Genomic DNA, 16,529 nt, shown 5'->3' with positions numbered 1-16,529 from the left:
ACGAAATACGGCCTGAAGTTCGTGGCCAGCGGCCACGCTGGATTCGTCGGCGGCTGCTCGCCTCGCGGAACAGGCATCTGTGAGCAGTTTCCCGGCTTCGAGCAAAGCGAATTCGCTCCCCATCGGAGTGTTCGACTCCGGTGTCGGCGGGCTGACAGTGCTCCGCGCGCTTCGACAACGGCTGCCGAACGAGCGATTCATCTATCTCGGCGACACTGCACGACTTCCCTATGGCACGAAGAGCGGCGACTCGGTGCTGCGCTATTCGATCCAGGCCGCGGAGTTTCTGGTCAGGCAGGGCATCAAGTACCTGGTGATCGCGTGTAACACTGCGTCTTCAGTCGCGGTCGAGCCGCTGCGCGAGCGGTTCGCCCCGATGCCGGTCATTGGTGTGATCGAGCCGGGCTCGATCGCGGGGTGCGCGGCGTCGAAGAGTGGACATATCGCGGTGCTCGCGACGGAGGGCACGGTGCGAGGTGGCGCCTATCAACGGGCGATCACTCGGTTGGAGCCGACGGCGCAAGTGAAGGCGCAGGCCTGCTCGCTGTTCGTCGCGCTGGCGGAGGAGGGGTGGACCGACGGCGCCATCGCTGAGGCCATCGCGCATCGTTATGTTGACGAGTTGTTTCGTGACGACCCGCGGATCGACACGTTGCTGCTCGGCTGTACTCACTTCCCGGTGCTCGCATCAGCGTTGCGTGCGGTCATCGGGCCGCAGATCACGATCGTCGATTCGGCGGAAACGACGGCGCGGGCGGTGCAGGCGGAACTAATCGATCGTGGATTGTTGAATACGACCGGACCGGGGGGCGCGCCGATCTTGCAGGCGACGGACAGCCCGGAGCGTTTTGCACGCGTGGGCAGCCGGTTCCTGGGAGAGGCGTTCGACGCGAGCCGGGTCGAGCTGGTCGACCTGGCCCCAGCGGTAGCTCGTTAGGTCCGAGCGGCGACCGGACTTCGGCGCGAGGTCGGCAGTTCGTCGTAGCATTCCACGCGATTGCGGCCGCAGAGCTTCGCGGCGTAGAGCGCGTGGTCGGCCGCTTCCAGCAAGGCGAGCGTGCTGGGGAAGCGCTGGTTGGTCGTATATGTCGCGACACCGATCGACGCCGTGACATGCGCGCCCGAGGCCCCGTCGCCGCCATGATCCTGGCCAGCAATCGCCGCCAGAATGCGTTGAGCGACCTGTCGCGCGATGGCGCGGTCGGTGCTTGGCAATACGACGATGAATTCCTCACCGCCGAAGCGCGCCACCAGATCGCTGCCGCGGATAACGGCCTGAATCGCTTGCGCGCAGCTGTGCAGAATCTTGTCGCCCACAGGCGTGCCGAACTTTTCGTTGACGAGCTTGAAGCGGTCGAGGTCGATGTGCGCGACGCTCAGGTCGCGGCCGAACACCACGGCCTGCGTGAACTCGCGATCCAGCATGCGATCGAGCCACGGGCGGTTGAGCACGCCGGTGAGCGGGTCACGGCGGCTCGAGTCTTCGGCCTCCTCGGTGCGCGTCTGCAGGGCGCTGGTCGTGGCCTGCAGGTTAGTGACTTCCTGCAAGGCGTGCAGATTCCTGACTGCGAGTAGCTCACGCGCCTCGGCCAGCAGGTTCTCGGCGTCATCGGACTCGAGAATGCTGGTCTCGTACAGCGCTTCCGTCTCGGGAATCAGCGCCAGGATCCGCGCGACAACCTCGTTGAAGTGCTCGTGGCTCATGCTCAACAGGCGATGCGCCCGTTGGGCCAGCGCCGGCACCGAGCTGGCCTGATCTGAGGACAGCACCGCTTCGGCGAGGTCGCTGCCCAGCGCGACGCAGCGCGCGAACTGACCTTCCTCGGTGGTCCAGGCGAACATCTGCGGCGAATGGCTGGCCTCGACCGGCTTGCACAGCCGCTCGGGCAGGTTCCACGCGCGCAGCATCATCGCAGTGTAGTAGGAGTGGTCCTTACCCAGCTTGGCGATTTCGTAGGCCACCCAGTCGGCATGCGTCGATTTCTGGGGCAGCTGGCTGTAGAAGTCGCGCGCGGCGCGGTCCAGGGCCAGCACGCCCATGTCCTGGAGCATGGCGGACAGGAAAACGTCTTCGGGATGCCCGGTTTTGGCGGCTTCGCTGAAGGCGCGGGCGGCGGTCGCGGCCAGCAGCGCGCGGCGCCAGAAGCGGCTGTAATCGATGCCGGTTGCGCGCAAAGCGCGCATGGAGTTCACCAGCGAGAAGCTGAGCGCCAGGGTTAGCGCGGCATTCAGGCCGATGATGACCAGCGCCTGTCGCAAGTTTTGGCTTGGACGGCGTTGTGCGTAAAATGCCGAGTTCGCGATGCGCAGGATCTTGGCCGTCATGGCCGGGTCCCGGCCGACGGCGGTGGCCACCTTGGCCATCTCGATGTCCGGATCGCGCGCGAGCGCGATGATCTCAGTCGCCACTTGAGGCGGGCTGGGAAAATCGACCTGCGCTTTGAGTCGTTGTTCGAGGTCCGAGGGCAGCATAACCAGTGTCCATGGGCTGCGTTTCAATACGGGACGGCGCCTGAATGACGCCGACGGGCCCTGTATCGGCGCTTCAGGACATGACTTAAGCCAAGAATTTTGCTTCGAGGCGTCAAACAGTTCTCGTTGGCTGTTGACACTCCATAGTTCGGCGAAGAGAATGCCCGGCTCTTATGTCCGCGGAGGGGTACCCAAGCGGCCAACGGGGGCAGACTGTAAATCTGCTGGCTTATGCCTTCGTAGGTTCGAATCCTACCCCCTCCACCACTCCTCATGCGGGTGTAGTTCAATGGTAGAACCTCAGCCTTCCAAGCTGATGGTGTGGGTTCGATTCCCATCACCCGCTCCATTGCGCGTACCGCGATGAGTCGAGTCGTGCGGATATAAGAAGATAGAGAAGGGAACGTCCCGGTTTTGAAGGGCGCTCACGTAGCTCAGTTGGTAGAGCACGTCCTTGGTAAGGACGAGGTCACCGGTTCAATCCCGGTCGTGAGCTCCATCGTTTGTTGTCAACGCCATTCGAATAAGTGACTTCTAGCTAGAGGAACGCCGCTGTGGCCAAAGAGAAGTTTGAACGTACCAAGCCGCACGTGAACGTAGGCACCATCGGCCACGTCGACCATGGCAAGACCACGTTGACGGCCGCGCTGACGAAGGTGATGGCTGAGAAGCACGGCGGTGAGTTCAAGGCGTACGACCAGATCGACAAGGCGCCTGAAGAGCGCGCCCGTGGTATCACGATCGCGACGGCGCACGTGGAGTACACCTCGGATGCGCGTCACTACGCGCACGTGGACTGCCCGGGCCACGCCGACTACGTGAAGAACATGATCACTGGCGCGGCGCAGATGGACGGCGCGATTCTGGTGTGCTCGGCCGCTGACGGCCCGATGCCGCAGACGCGCGAGCACATCCTGCTGGCCCGCCAGGTGGGCGTGCCGTACATCGTGGTGTTCCTGAACAAGGCGGACATGGTGGATGACGCCGAGCTGCTCGAGCTGGTGGAAATGGAAGTGCGGGAGCTGTTGAGCAAGTACGACTTCCCTGGCGACACGACCCCGATCGTGAAGGGTTCGGCGCTGAAGGCGCTGGAAGGCGATCAGAGCCCGATCGGCGTGCCGGCGGTGGTGCAGCTGGTGGCGGAGATGGACAAGTACATTCCGGTGCCGGAGCGTGCGATCGACGGCGCGTTCCTGATGCCGGTGGAAGACGTGTTCTCGATCTCGGGCCGCGGCACGGTGGTGACGGGTCGAATCGAGCGCGGCATCGTGAAGGTGAACGACGAAGTTGAAATCGTCGGCATCCGTCCGACGACGAAGACGACCTGCACGGGCGTGGAAATGTTCCGCAAGCTGCTGGACCAGGGCCAGGCGGGTGACAACGTGGGCGTGCTGCTGCGTGGCACGAAGCGCGAAGAAGTGGAGCGCGGCCAGGTGCTGTGCAAGCCGGGTTCGATCAAGCCGCACACGCAGTTCGAAGCTGAGGTGTACGTGCTGACGAAGGAAGAGGGCGGTCGTCATACGCCGTTCTTCAAGGGCTATCGTCCGCAGTTCTACTTCCGTACGACGGACGTGACGGGTGCGTGCGAGCTGCCGGAAGGCGTGGAAATGGTCATGCCCGGCGACAACATCAAGATGGTGGTGGAGCTGATTGCGCCGATCGCGATGGAAGAAGGCCTGCGCTTCGCCATCCGTGAAGGCGGCAAGACGGTCGGCGCCGGCGTCGTCGCCAAGATCATCAAGTAAGTCAGTCATTCCCGCCGGCGGCTGCTAAAGTCGCCGGCCGGGTTGTGAGTTTGAGCGGGCTAAAGCCCGCAGTATTACGGGGTAGCGCGGTGGCGTTGATAGCCGCCGGTTGGAAGCTAACCCTTTTTGTAATTGAACAGTCTTAGGCCAGTAGCTCAATTGGCAGAGCGGCGGTCTCCAAAACCGCAGGTTGGGGGTTCGATTCCCTCCTGGCCTGCCAGACATGCGCAGTGAGAAATGACTGACCAAGTACAGGAAAACGCCACAGCGTTGGACGCGCTGAAGCTCGCTGCGGGCGTCGTCATTCTGGCGGCGGGCATCGCGGGCTTCTATCTGCTGTCCGACCTGCCGATCTGGCTGCGTTGGATCATCGTGCTGGCCTCGCTGGTCGTGGGCGCGCTGGTCAGTCTGCAATCCTATCAGGGCAAGACCTTCTGGCAGTTCGTGCAGAGCTCGCGCGTCGAGCTTCGCAAGGTGGTCTGGCCGAGCACCCAGGAGACCTGGCAGGTCACCCTGGTGGTGTTCGTCATGATCGTCGTGCTCGGTTTGTTTTTCTGGGGCGTGGACACGCTGCTCGGCTTCCTGACGAAGTGGCTGACCGGGCGCGGAGGTTGACATGGCTTTGCGCTGGTACGTGGTACACGCCTATTCCAATTTCGAGCATCGGGTTGCCGAAGGACTGAAGGACCGCATCAAGATGCAGGGCCTGCAGGACAAGTTCGGCGAGATCCTCGTGCCGACCGAAGAAGTGGTCGAGATGCGCGACGGTCAGAAGCGCAAGAGCGAGCGCAAGTTCTATCCCGGCTACGTGCTGGTGCAGATGGAGATGGACGAGACCACCTGGCACCTCGTGAAGGAAGTGCCCAAGGTGCTCGGCTTCATCGGCGGCACGCCGGAAAAGCCCGCTGCGATCACCGAGAAGGAAGCGATGAGCATCCTCCGGCGCGTCGAAGAAGGCATCGACAAGCCGAAGCCCAAAGTGCTGTTCGAGCCCGGCGAAGTGGTGCGCGTCATCGACGGCCCCTTCAACGACTTCAACGGCGTGGTCGAGTCGGTCAATTACGAAAAGAACCGCCTGCAGGTGGCGGTGCAGATCCTGGGTCGTTCGACGCCCGTGGAGCTGGATTTCAGTCAGGTCGAGAAGGCCTGACGATTTGGCGGAACGCTGCGGCGTTCCTGGTTGAAAACACGATGGGGAGCTGCTCGTAAGAGTGGCGTTTGCACCCGGAGAGCATCATGGCCAAGAAAGTCACTGGCTATATCAAACTGCAGATTCCTGCAGGCCAGGCGAACCCGAGCCCACCGGTCGGTCCGGCGCTGGGTCAGCAGGGCGTCAACATCATGGAATTCTGCAAAGCGTTCAACGCGCAGACGCAGAGCTTGGAAAAGGGGTTGCCGACCCCAGTTGTGATCACTGTCTACAGCGATCGCAGCTTCACCTTCATTCTCAAGACGCCGCCGGCGTCGGTGCTGATCCGCAAGGCCATCGGCATTGAGAAAGGCAGCGGCGCGCCCAATACCGCCAAGGTCGGCAAGATCAGCCGCAAGCAGCTCGAAGACGTCGCCAAGATCAAGCAGCCGGATTTGACGGCCGCGGATCTGGAAGCCGCTGTCCGCACCGTCGCGGGCACTGCGCGCAGCATGGGCGTTGACGTGGAGGGCGTGTGACATGCCATTCGTAGCTAAGCGTTTGAAGGCCTGGTCGGGCAAGATTGAGCCGGGCAAGGTGTATCCGATCGATGTGGCCCTGGGCCTGGTGCAGGAATTCGCCAAGGCGAAGTTCGCCGAGTCGGTCGACGTGGCCGTGAACCTCGGCATCGATGCCTCGAAGTCGGACCAGCAGGTCCGCGGCTCGACGGTGATGCCGAACGGTATCGGCAAGACGGTGCGCGTCGCCGTGTTCACCTCCGGCAAGAACCAGGATGCGGCCCGCGCCGCCGGCGCCGACATCGTCGGCCTCGAAGACCTGGCCGAGAAGGTCAAGGCCGGCGAGATGAACTTCGACGTGGTGGTCGCTTCTCCGGATGCGATGCGCGTGGTCGGTCAGCTCGGTCAGATCCTCGGTCCTCGCGGCCTGATGCCGAACCCGAAGGTCGGCACCGTGACCCCGAACGTCGCCGACGCCGTGAAGAACGCCAAGGCCGGTCAGGTGCGTTACCGCTCCGACAAGGCTGGCGTCGTTCATTGCACGATCGGCAAGGCGAATTTCGACGCGGCCAAGCTCAAGGAAAACCTGCAAGCGTTGCTGGCGGACCTGCAGAAGGCCAAGCCGGCGGCCGCCAAGGGCATCTATCTGAAGAAGATTTCCGTGTCTTCGACGATGGGTCCGGGTGTGCCGGTCGAGCAGTCGTCGCTGTCGCTGTAATTTGTTTCCGAGCGGGTGCTCACCTCGCGGTGGGGGCTCGCTGTTGATTGATGAAGCCGGCCGCAAGGCTGGCCACATCGAAGACCGCAGGTGGATGTGAGTCCTTAATGATGCCTGCGCAGATGGTGTTACCCGAATCGGTCGTCATCGCCTCACGGCGATGATTTCCCGCTGAAGGGCGCCGTCAGGTCGTACTTCCCCGGCAACGAGGAAAAGGCGACCAGGGTGGATGCGAAAGGAGGCGCATCCGTTCGTATTAACGCTCTTCACGCCAGGAGGAAATCATGGCGCTCAGACTCGATGACAAGAAGGCGCTGGTAGCCGAAGTCGCCGCGGTAGCTGCAACAGCGCAGTCCGTGGTGGCCGCGGAATACCGCGGTCTGAAGGTTTCGCAGATGACCGATCTGCGGACCAAGGCCCGCAAATCCGGTGTCTACCTGCGAGTGGTGAAGAACACGTTGGCCCGCAAGGCTATCGCCGGCACTCAGTTCGAAGTGGTCGGCAAGAGCCTCAAAGGTCCGCTGGTTCTCGCGTTCTCGAAGGATGACCCGGGTGCCGCTGCCCGGCTGGTCAAGGACTTTGCCAAGGCAAACGACAAGCTGGTGCCGACTGTAGTGTCGCTCGGCGGTGCGTTGCTGACCGCGAAGGATCTCGACCGTGTCGCCAGCCTGCCGACGCTCGATGCGGCTCGCGCAACCCTGTTGGGATTGCTCACGACCCCGCTCGGTCAGCTGGTCCGCACCGTCAACGAACCGCACGCTCAGCTCGTGCGTGTGTTGGCTGCGCACAAGGACAAGCTCGAAGCACCGGCGGCGTAAGCCAGCCCGATTCGATTACGGTTACATCATCTAATTTTTGGAGTTACTCAAATGGCTATTTCGAAGGAAGAACTGATCGACGCGTTGTCCAACCTGAAGGTGTTGGAAGTGGTCGACCTGGTCAAGGCGCTGGAAGAGAAGTGGGGCGTGAGCGCCGCTGCTGCCGTCGCCGTTGCTGCTGCTCCGGCTGCTGGTGGCGCTGCTGCCCCGGCCGCTGAAGAGAAGACCGAGTTCACCGTCACCATGACCAGCTTCGGCGCCAACAAGGTCGGCGTCATCAAGGTCATCCGCGAGATCACGGGCCTGGGCTTGAAGGAAGCCAAGGACCTGGTCGAAGGCGTGCCGTCGGTGGTCAAGGATGGCGTGCCGAAGGCCGACGCGGACTCGATCAAGAAGAAGCTGGAAGAGGCCGGCGCCGCTGCGGAGATCAAGTAATCTCGCATCCGGAGTTTTGTTGAGCGTACTTTTACCGGTACCTGGAAGGCGCGGCGGCGGAGCGGGCTCCGTCCGCCGTGCTTTCCTATTGTCTTTTGTGGCGGCGGCCCAACGTCGGGTGGCCTCCCCAGTTCAGTTTCGAAGCCCTGAACTCTCTAATCAGATTCGGCAAGGGTGACCCAGATGGCCTATTCGTTCACCGAGAAGAAGCGTATCCGTAAGGACTTCGGCAAGCGGGAGAGCATCCTCGAGGTGCCCTACCTGCTGGCGATTCAGCTCGACTCGTACCGCAAGTTCCTACAAGCCGACGCGCCTGAGATGGCTCGGGCGGATGCGGGCCTGCACGCCGCTTTCAAGAGCGTGTTCCCGATCACCAGCTACTCCGGCAACGCCATTCTCGAATACGTCAGCTATCGCCTCGGCGATCCGGTATTCGATGTGAAGGAGTGCCAGATGCGCGGCCTCACCTACGCAGCCCCGCTGCGAGTGAAGGTACGCCTGGTTGTTTACGATAAAGAGACGTCGACCCCGACCAAGAAGACGGTCAAGGACATCCGCGAGCAGGAAGTCTATCTGGGCGAAATGCCCCTGATGACCGACAACGGTACGTTCGTCGTGAACGGCACCGAGCGCGTCATCGTGTCCCAGCTGCACCGTTCGCCGGGCGTGTTCTTCGACCACGACCGCGGCAAGACCCACAGCTCGGGCAAACTGCTGTTCTCCGCGCGCATCATTCCCTATCGCGGCTCGTGGCTCGATTTCGAGTTCGACCCGAAGGACTGCGTGTTCGCGCGTATCGACCGCCGCCGCAAGCTGCCGGTCACCATCATCCTGCGCGCCCTCGGCTACACCGAAGAGCAGATGCTCGACATGTTCTTCGACAAGAACACTTATCGGCTGTCGAAGACAAAAATTGAATTCGAACTGATCCCGGCCCGCCTGCGCGGCGAGACCGCGTCGTTCACCATCAAGATCGGCGACGAAGTCATCGTCGAGGAAGGCCGCCGCGTGACCGCGCGTCACGTGCGTCAGCTCGAGCAGAAGAACGTCACCAGCCTGGAAGTGCCGAAGGAATATCTGGTCGGCAAGATCCTGGCGCACGATGTGTTCAACACCGAGACCGGCGAGATCCTGGCCAAGGCCAACGAGATCCTGACCGTCACCGTGATCGACAAGCTGATCGAAGCCGGCGTCACGGAAATCCGTGCGCTGTACGTGAACGATCTGGATCGCGGCCCGTACATCTCCGATACGCTGCGCATCGACCCGACCCGCACCCGTCTGGAGGCGCTGGTCGAGATCTATCGCATGATGCGTCCGGGCGAGCCGCCGACCAAGGACGCGGCCGAGAACCTGTTCCAGAACCTGTTCTTCAATGCCGAGCGCTACGACCTGTCGGCCGTGGGCCGCATGAAGTTCAACCGTCGCGTGCATCGTGAAGAGATCGTCGGCCCGGGCATCCTGTACGACGCCGCGCACTTCGCGAAGCGCACCGACGAGTTCTCCAAGGAGCTGGTCGAGAAGTACACCGATACCTCGGACATCATTTCGGTCATCAAGGAGCTGTGCGACATCCGCAACGGCAACGGCCAGGTCGACGACATCGATCACCTGGGCAACCGTCGCGTGCGCTCGGTCGGCGAAATGGCGGAGAACGCCTTCCGCATCGGCCTGGTGCGCGTCGAGCGCGCCGTGAAGGAGCGCCTGACGCTCGCCGAGTCCGAAGGCCTGATGCCGCAGGAAATGATCAACGCCAAGCCGGTCGCGGCGGCGGTGAAGGAATTCTTCGGCTCCTCGCAGCTGTCGCAGTTCATGGATCAGAACAACCCGCTGTCGGAAGTCACGCACAAGCGTCGCGTGTCCGCGCTCGGCCCAGGCGGCCTGACGCGCGAACGCGCCGGCTTCGAAGTGCGCGACGTGCATCCGACGCACTACGGCCGCGTCTGCCCGATCGAAACGCCTGAAGGTCCGAACATCGGTCTGATCAACTCGTTGTCCGTGTACGCGCGCACCAACGACTACGGCTTCCTCGAAACGCCGTATCGCAAGGTCGTGGACGGCGTGGTCGGCGAAGAGATCGACTACCTGTCGGCCATCGAAGAAAGTCAGTACGTGATCGCGCAGGCGAACGCGGTGCTCGGCAAGGACAACCGGTTCACCGACGACCTGGTGTCGTGCCGTCACTTGAACGAGTTCATGCTGTCCTCGCCCGACAAGATTCAGTACATGGACGTGTCGCCGAAGCAGATCGTGTCGGTGGCCGCCTCGCTGATTCCGTTCCTCGAGCACGACGACGCGAACCGCGCGTTGATGGGCTCGAACATGCAACGTCAGGCTGTGCCGACGCTGCGTGCCGAGACGCCGCTGGTCGGCACCGGCATGGAGCGCGCTGTGGCGATCGACTCGGGCGTGACCGTGGTCGCGCGTCGCGGTGGCGTGATCGACTCGGTCGACGCCTCGCGTATCGTCGTTCGCGTGCACGATGCCGAAACGTCGGCTTCGGAAGCCGGCGTCGACATCTACTCGATGACCAAGTACACGCGTTCCAACCAGAACACCTGTATCAACCAGCGTCCGCTGGTGAAGGCGGGTGACGTGATCGCGCGCGGCGACGTGCTGGCCGACGGCCCGTCCACCAACCTGGGCGAGCTGGCGCTGGGCCAGAACCTGCTGGTCGCGTTCATGCCCTGGAACGGCTACAACTTCGAAGACTCGATCCTGATCTCGGAGCGCGTCGTCCATGACGATCGCTTCACGACCATTCACATCGAGGAACTCACGTGCGTGGCCCGCGATACCAAGCTGGGTCCTGAAGAAATCACCGCCGACATTCCGAACGTGGGCGACATCGCGCTGGCCAAGCTCGATGAAGCCGGCATCGCGTTCATCGGCGCCGAAGTGAAGGCCGGCGACATTCTGGTGGGCAAGGTCACGCCGAAGGGCGAGACTCAGCTGACGCCGGAAGAGAAGCTGCTGCGCGCCATCTTCGGTGAGAAGGCATCCGACGTTAAGGACACCTCGCTGCGCGTGCCCCCGGGCATGGACGGCACCGTGATCGACGTGCGCGTGTTCACGCGCGATGGCGTCGAGAAGGACAGCCGTGCGTTGTCGATCGAGAAGTCGGAGCTGGAGAAGGTTCGCAAGGACCTGGAAGACCAGCGCCGCATTCTCGAAGACGACTTGTTCCAGCGTATCCAGGCCGTGCTGCTCGGCAAGCCGGCTTCGGCGGGCCCGCAGAAGCTCAAGGCCGGCACCGTGCTCGATGAGTCGTATCTCTCCAGCATGCCGCGCGAGCAGTGGCTGGAAATCCGTCTGCAGGACGATGAAGAGAACGCCGCGGTCGAACGCGCCGCCGAGCGCTTGAAGGCGCAGCGCAAGGAGTTCGAGAAGCGCTTCGACGAGAAGCGCGCCAAGATCACCGCGGGCGACGATCTCGCTCCGGGCGTGCTGAAGATGGTCAAGGTGTACCTGGCCGTGAAGCGTCGCGTGCAGCCGGGCGACAAGATGGCCGGCCGCCACGGTAACAAGGGTGTGGTCTCCACCATCATCCCGGTCGAAGACATGCCGTTCGACGAGCACGGCACGCCGGTCGACATCGTGCTGAACCCGCTGGGCGTGCCTTCGCGTATGAACATCGGTCAGATCCTCGAGACGCACCTGGGCTGGGCCGCCAAGGGCATCGGCCACAAGATCGGCCGCATGCTCGATGGCATGGCCGCCGAGCGCGCCACGCAGATCCGCGGCTTCCTCGACGAGGTCTACAACAAGTCGGGCGGCCAGAAGGCGGACATCGCTTCGCTGACCGACGATGAAGTGATCGCGTTGGCCGGCAACCTGCGGCACGGCGTGCCGATGGCGACGCCGGTGTTCGACGGCGCGGCCGAAGAGGAAATCAAGCGCATGCTGGAGCTGGCGGATCTGCCGGCCAGCGGCCAGACGACGCTGTTCGACGGTCGCACCGGCGAGCGCTTCGAGCGTCAGGTGACGGTGGGCTACATGTACATGCTGAAGCTCAACCACCTGGTCGACGACAAGATGCACGCCCGCTCGACCGGCCCGTACTCGCTGGTCACGCAGCAGCCGCTGGGTGGCAAGGCGCAGTTCGGCGGTCAGCGCTTCGGCGAAATGGAAGTCTGGGCGCTGGAAGCGTATGGCGCCTCGTACACGCTGCAGGAAATGTTGACCGTCAAGTCCGACGACGTGAACGGCCGCACGCAGATGTACAAGGCCATCGTCGACGGCAACCACGAGATGAAGGCCGGCATGCCCGAGTCCTTCAACGTGCTGGTGAAAGAAATCCGTTCGCTGGGCATCAACATGGAGCTGGAGCAGGAGAGCGACAAGTAATCGCGCAAGCGCTTACTCATTCCTCTTCTGCACACTCAAATAGGTGATGACATGAAAGATTTGCTAAAGCTCTTCAAGCAGCACACTCCGGTCGAGAACTTCGATTCCATCCGGATCGGGCTCGCTTCGCCCGAAATGATCCGCTCGTGGTCGTTCGGCGAAGTGAAGAAGCCGGAAACCATCAACTACCGCACGTTCAAGCCTGAGCGTGATGGTCTGTTCTGCGCCAAGATCTTCGGACCGGTGAAGGACTACGAGTGCTTGTGCGGCAAGTACAAGCGCCTGAAGCATCGCGGCGTGGTCTGCGAAAAGTGCGGCGTCGAAGTGACCCAGTCCAAGGTGCGCCGTGAGCGCATGGGCCACATCGAGCTCGCCAGCCCGACCGCTCATATCTGGTTCCTGAAGTCGCTGCCGTCGCGCATCGGTCTGATGCTCGACATGACGCTGCGTGAAATCGAGCGCGTGCTGTATTTCGAAGCGTTCGTGGTGATCGAGCCGGGCATGACCCAGCTGCAGCGCGGTCAGTTGCTGACCGACGAAATGTATCTGGAAGCCATCGAGCAGCACGGCGACGAGTTCGATGCCCGCATGGGTGCCGAAGCCGTGTACGAGCTGCTGAAGTCGCTGGACCTGCAGCAGGAAGTGCTCAAGGTTCGCGAAGAGATCCTCGGCACCAATTCCGAGACCAAGATCAAGCGCCTCACCAAGCGCCTGAAGCTGCTCGAGTCGTTCATCGAGTCCGGCAACAAGCCGGAGTGGATGGTCATGACCGTGCTGCCGGTGCTGCCGCCGGATCTGCGTCCGCTGGTGCCGCTGGATGGCGGCCGCTTCGCGACGTCCGATCTGAACGATCTGTATCGCCGCGTCATCAACCGTAACAACCGTCTGCGCCGGCTCCTCGAGTTGAACGCGCCGGACATCATCGTGCGCAACGAAAAGCGCATGTTGCAGGAAGCGGTGGACGCGCTGCTCGACAACGGCCGTCGCGGTCGCGCCATCACCGGCACGAACAAGCGCCCGTTGAAGTCGCTGGCCGACATGATCAAGGGCAAGCAGGGCCGCTTCCGTCAGAACCTGCTCGGCAAGCGCGTCGACTACTCCGGTCGTTCCGTGATCGTGGTGGGCCCGACCCTGCGCCTGCATCAGTGCGGTCTGCCGAAGAAGATGGCGCTGGAGCTGTTCAAGCCCTTCATCTTCTCCAAGCTGCAGCTGCGTGGCGAAGCTTCGACCATCAAGGCCGCCAAGCGCATGGTGGAGCGTGAAGGTCCGGAAGTGTGGGACATTCTCGAAGAAGTCATTCGCGAACATCCCGTGCTGTTGAACCGCGCGCCGACCCTGCACCGTCTGGGCATTCAGGCGTTCGAGCCGGTGTTGATCGAAGGCAAGGCGATCCAGCTGCATCCGCTGGTCTGTACCGCGTTCAACGCCGACTTCGACGGCGACCAGATGGCCGTGCACGTGCCGTTGTCGCTGGAAGCGCAGCTCGAAGCCCGCGCGCTGATGATGTCGTCGAACAACATTCTGTCGCCCGCCAACGGCGACCCGATCATCGTGCCGTCGCAAGACGTGGTGCTCGGTCTGTACTACATGACCCGCGAGCGCGTGAACGCGAAGGGCGAGGGCATGATGTTCACCGACGTGCAGGAAGTGCATCGCGCCTATGAGAGCCGCCATGCCGACCTGCAGGCCAAGGTGAAGGTCCGCATCGTCGAGTACGTGAAGAACGAGGAAGGCAACTTCCGTCCTCGCACGCGCGTCGTCGACACGACCGTCGGTCGTTCGCTGCTGTCGGAGATCGTGCCCAAGGGCATGTCGTTCGATGTCGTGAACCGCGATATGACCAAGAAGGCCATCTCCGGCTGCATCAACCTCTGCTATCGCAGCGTCGGCTTGAAGGAAGCCGTCGTGTTCGCCGACCAGCTGATGTACACAGGCTTCGCGTACGCGACGCGCGCCGGTGTGTCGATCGGCGTCGACGACATGGTCGTGCCTCAGCAGAAGGGCCGCATCCTGGGTGGCGCCGAGCGTGAAGTGAAGGAGATTCAGGAGCAGTACGCTTCGGGTCTGGTCACCAACGGCGAGCGTTACAACAAGGTGGTCGACATCTGGTCGCGTACCAACGATCAGGTGGCCAAGGCCATGATGGACAAGCTCGGCGTCGAAGACGTCGTCAACTCCAAGGGTCAGACGGTCACGCAGAAGTCGTTCAACTCGATTTACATGATGGCCGACTCGGGCGCCCGCGGTAGCGCGGCCCAGATTCGTCAGCTCGCCGGTATGCGCGGCCTGATGGCCAAGCCGGACGGCTCCATCATCGAGACGCCCATCACGGCGAACTTCCGTGAAGGCTTGAACGCCATGCAGTACTTCATCTCGACGCACGGCGCTCGTAAGGGTCTGGCCGACACCGCGTTGAAGACCGCGAACTCCGGTTACCTGACCCGGCGTCTGGTCGACGTGGCGCAGGACCTGGTGGTCACGGAAGAGGACTGCGGCACCAACAACGGCCTGACCATGGCTCCGATCGTCGAAGGCGGCGACGTGGTCGAAGGTCTGGGCGAGCGCGTGCTGGGTCGCGTGGCCGCGGAAGACGTGATGAAGCCGAACGGCGAGTCGGTGGTCGTGGCCGCCGGCACGCTGATCGACGAAAAGCTGGTCAAGCTGCTCGAAGCCGAGGGCGTGGACCAGGTGAAGGTACGTTCGCCCATCGCCTGCGAGATCCGCTACGGCGTGTGCGCGCAGTGCTATGGCCGCGACCTCGCGCGTGGTCATCGCATCAACATGGGTGAAGCGGTCGGCGTCATCGCCGCTCAGTCCATCGGTGAGCCGGGTACTCAGCTGACGATGCGTACGTTCCACATCGGTGGTGCGGCGTCTCGAGCGGCTGCCGCGAACTCCGTGGAAACGAAGGGCAAGGGCACCGCGCGTCTGCATAACCTGAAGACCGTGCACCACGAGAAGGGCCACTGGGTCGCGACCTCGCGCTCCGGTGAGTTCGGCGTGATCGACGAGTTCGGTCGCGAGCGTGAGCGTTACAAGATCCCGTACGGCGCCGTGATCACGGTGAAGGACGGCGATCCGATCGAGCCGGGCCAGATCGTGGCGACCTGGGATCCGCATACCCACCCGGTCGTGACCGAAGTGGCGGGTTTCATCAAGTTCCAGGACTTCATCGACGGCGTGACCGTGCAGAGCCAGGTCGACGAAGTGACCGGCCTGTCCAGCACCGTCGTGATGGATCCGAAGCAGCGCAGCTCGGGCGGCAAGGACCTGCGTCCGGTCGTGCGCCTGGTCAACGCCAAGGGCAAGGAAGTCACCTTCGCCAACACCGACATTCCGGCCGTGTACGCGCTGCCTACCGGCGCCATCGTGAGCCTGGAAGACGGTGCCAAGGTATCGGTCGGCGACGTTATCGCGCGTATCCCGCAAGAGTCGTCGAAGACCCGCGACATCACCGGCGGTCTGCCGCGCGTCGCGGACTTGTTCGAAGCCCGCAAGCCGAAGGACTCAGCGATCCTCGCCGAGTACTCGGGCACCGTGAGCTACGGCAAGGAGACCAAGGGCAAGCGCCGCTTGATCATCACCGACGAGCAGGGTGAGAAGCACGAGGAGCTGATTCCGAAGTGGCGTCACCTGAACGTGTTCGAAGGTGAGCAGGTGGAGCGCGGCGAAGTGATCGCCGACGGCGAGCCGAACCCGCACGACATCCTGCGCCTGCAGGGTGTGGAATCGCTGGCCAACTACCTGGTCCGCGAAATCCAGGACGTGTACCGGCTGCAGGGCGTGAAGATCAACGACAAGCACATTGAAGTGATCATCCGCCAGATGCTGCGTAAGGTCGAAATCGCCCATGCGGGCGACACCGTCCTGTTGCGCGGCGAGCAGCTGGATCGCGCCCGCGTGACCGATGTCAACGAGCGCATCGAGGAGCAGGGCAAGATTCCCGCGCGCCTCGAGCCGGTGCTGCTGGGTATCACCAAGGCGTCGCTGGCGACCGAGTCGTTCATCTCCGCGGCCTCCTTCCAGGAGACCACCCGCGTGTTGACCGAAGCGGCCGTACGCGGTCTGAAGGACGACCTGCGTGGCTTGAAGGAGAACGTCATCGTCGGCCGGCTCATCCCGGCGGGTACGGGCTCGTTCTTCCACTCGCGTCGCCGTCGCCGGGATTCCGGCACGGGTCGCGGCTTCATGGATATGGGCGGTGGTGGGGTGGATACCGAGGAATCGGCGGAGGCCTCGTCCGACGCGGAGTAAGGAATTGGGCCGGGGGAGGGTCAACCCTCCCCTTTCCCGTGAGAATCGACGTGTCCGGGGCTCTAAGCCGTTGACACTGCAGGGTCACATTCC

The 16,529-nt window shown here is 62.9% G+C and carries 11 protein-coding genes and 4 tRNA genes; 14 read left to right on the top strand and 1 reads right to left on the bottom strand.

Annotation, left to right across the window (positions count from 1 at the left end; genetic code table 11):
• Positions 1-79: 79 nt before the first annotated feature.
• A complete protein-coding gene (gene murI, locus EKO19_RS04900) occupies positions 80-937 on the top strand; it encodes a glutamate racemase (protein WP_129775254.1) in 858 nt (285 codons plus the stop codon).
• Here murI and EKO19_RS04895 read toward each other — a convergent pair.
• Positions 934-2,472: a sensor domain-containing diguanylate cyclase gene (locus EKO19_RS04895; RefSeq protein WP_129775253.1), complete on the bottom strand. Its 1,539-nt coding sequence runs from the start codon at positions 2,470-2,472 to the stop codon at positions 934-936. The genes murI and EKO19_RS04895 overlap by 4 nt on opposite strands.
• 181 nt (positions 2,473-2,653) lie before the next feature.
• Here EKO19_RS04895 and EKO19_RS04890 point away from each other — a divergent pair.
• From EKO19_RS04890 to rpoC, 13 genes are all read left to right on the top strand, one after another.
• Positions 2,654-2,739, top strand: a tRNA-Tyr gene (locus EKO19_RS04890).
• Positions 2,740-2,747: 8 nt separating this feature from the next.
• Positions 2,748-2,821: transfer RNA gene (locus tag EKO19_RS04885), tRNA-Gly, on the top strand.
• Between the two features lie 74 nt (positions 2,822-2,895).
• Positions 2,896-2,971 (top strand) — tRNA-Thr (locus EKO19_RS04880).
• Between the two features lie 55 nt (positions 2,972-3,026).
• A complete protein-coding gene (gene tuf / locus EKO19_RS04875) occupies positions 3,027-4,217 on the top strand; it encodes an elongation factor Tu (RefSeq protein WP_129775243.1) in 1,191 nt (396 codons plus the stop codon).
• Positions 4,218-4,361: 144 nt separating this feature from the next.
• Positions 4,362-4,437, top strand: a tRNA-Trp gene (locus tag EKO19_RS04870).
• A 17-nt stretch (positions 4,438-4,454) separates the two neighbouring features.
• Entirely contained in the window at positions 4,455-4,832 is a 378-nt protein-coding gene (gene secE / locus EKO19_RS04865; RefSeq protein ID WP_129775252.1) for a preprotein translocase subunit SecE, read from the top strand.
• Position 4,833: 1 nt separating this feature from the next.
• Positions 4,834-5,367 carry a transcription termination/antitermination protein NusG gene (nusG, locus tag EKO19_RS04860; RefSeq protein WP_129775251.1) on the top strand — a complete coding sequence of 178 codons (534 nt, stop codon included), beginning with the start codon at positions 4,834-4,836 and terminating at the stop codon, positions 5,365-5,367.
• A gap of 86 nt (positions 5,368-5,453) precedes the next feature.
• Positions 5,454-5,885 carry a 50S ribosomal protein L11 gene (gene rplK, locus EKO19_RS04855; RefSeq protein WP_129775250.1) on the top strand — a complete coding sequence of 144 codons (432 nt, stop codon included), beginning with the start codon at positions 5,454-5,456 and terminating at the stop codon, positions 5,883-5,885.
• Position 5,886: 1 nt separating this feature from the next.
• Positions 5,887-6,582, top strand: a complete 696-nt coding sequence (gene rplA, locus EKO19_RS04850; RefSeq protein ID WP_129775249.1) for a 50S ribosomal protein L1 — start codon at positions 5,887-5,889, stop codon at positions 6,580-6,582.
• A gap of 284 nt (positions 6,583-6,866) precedes the next feature.
• Positions 6,867-7,400 (top strand): 50S ribosomal protein L10, encoded by a 534-nt coding sequence (rplJ, locus tag EKO19_RS04845; RefSeq protein ID WP_129775248.1) that lies wholly within the window; start codon positions 6,867-6,869, stop codon positions 7,398-7,400.
• Between the two features lie 51 nt (positions 7,401-7,451).
• Complete coding sequence (gene rplL / locus EKO19_RS04840) at positions 7,452-7,835, top strand: 50S ribosomal protein L7/L12 (RefSeq protein ID WP_129775247.1); 384 nt, start codon at positions 7,452-7,454, stop codon at positions 7,833-7,835.
• A 183-nt stretch (positions 7,836-8,018) separates the two neighbouring features.
• Positions 8,019-12,182: a DNA-directed RNA polymerase subunit beta gene (rpoB, locus tag EKO19_RS04835; RefSeq protein ID WP_129775246.1), complete on the top strand. Its 4,164-nt coding sequence runs from the start codon at positions 8,019-8,021 to the stop codon at positions 12,180-12,182.
• Positions 12,183-12,233: 51 nt separating this feature from the next.
• The gene (rpoC, locus tag EKO19_RS04830; protein WP_129775245.1) at positions 12,234-16,436 is read left to right on the top strand and encodes a DNA-directed RNA polymerase subunit beta'; all 4,203 of its coding nucleotides are present in this window, start codon (positions 12,234-12,236) and stop codon (positions 16,434-16,436) included.
• Positions 16,437-16,529 lie beyond the last annotated feature (93 nt).

The sequence above is a fragment of the Peristeroidobacter soli genome (assembly GCF_004138485.1).
Classification (GTDB): Bacteria; Pseudomonadota; Gammaproteobacteria; order Steroidobacterales; family Steroidobacteraceae; genus Steroidobacter; species Steroidobacter soli.
Note: the sequence above shows the minus strand (reverse complement) of the source record. Positions and strands in the feature narration are given on the sequence as shown.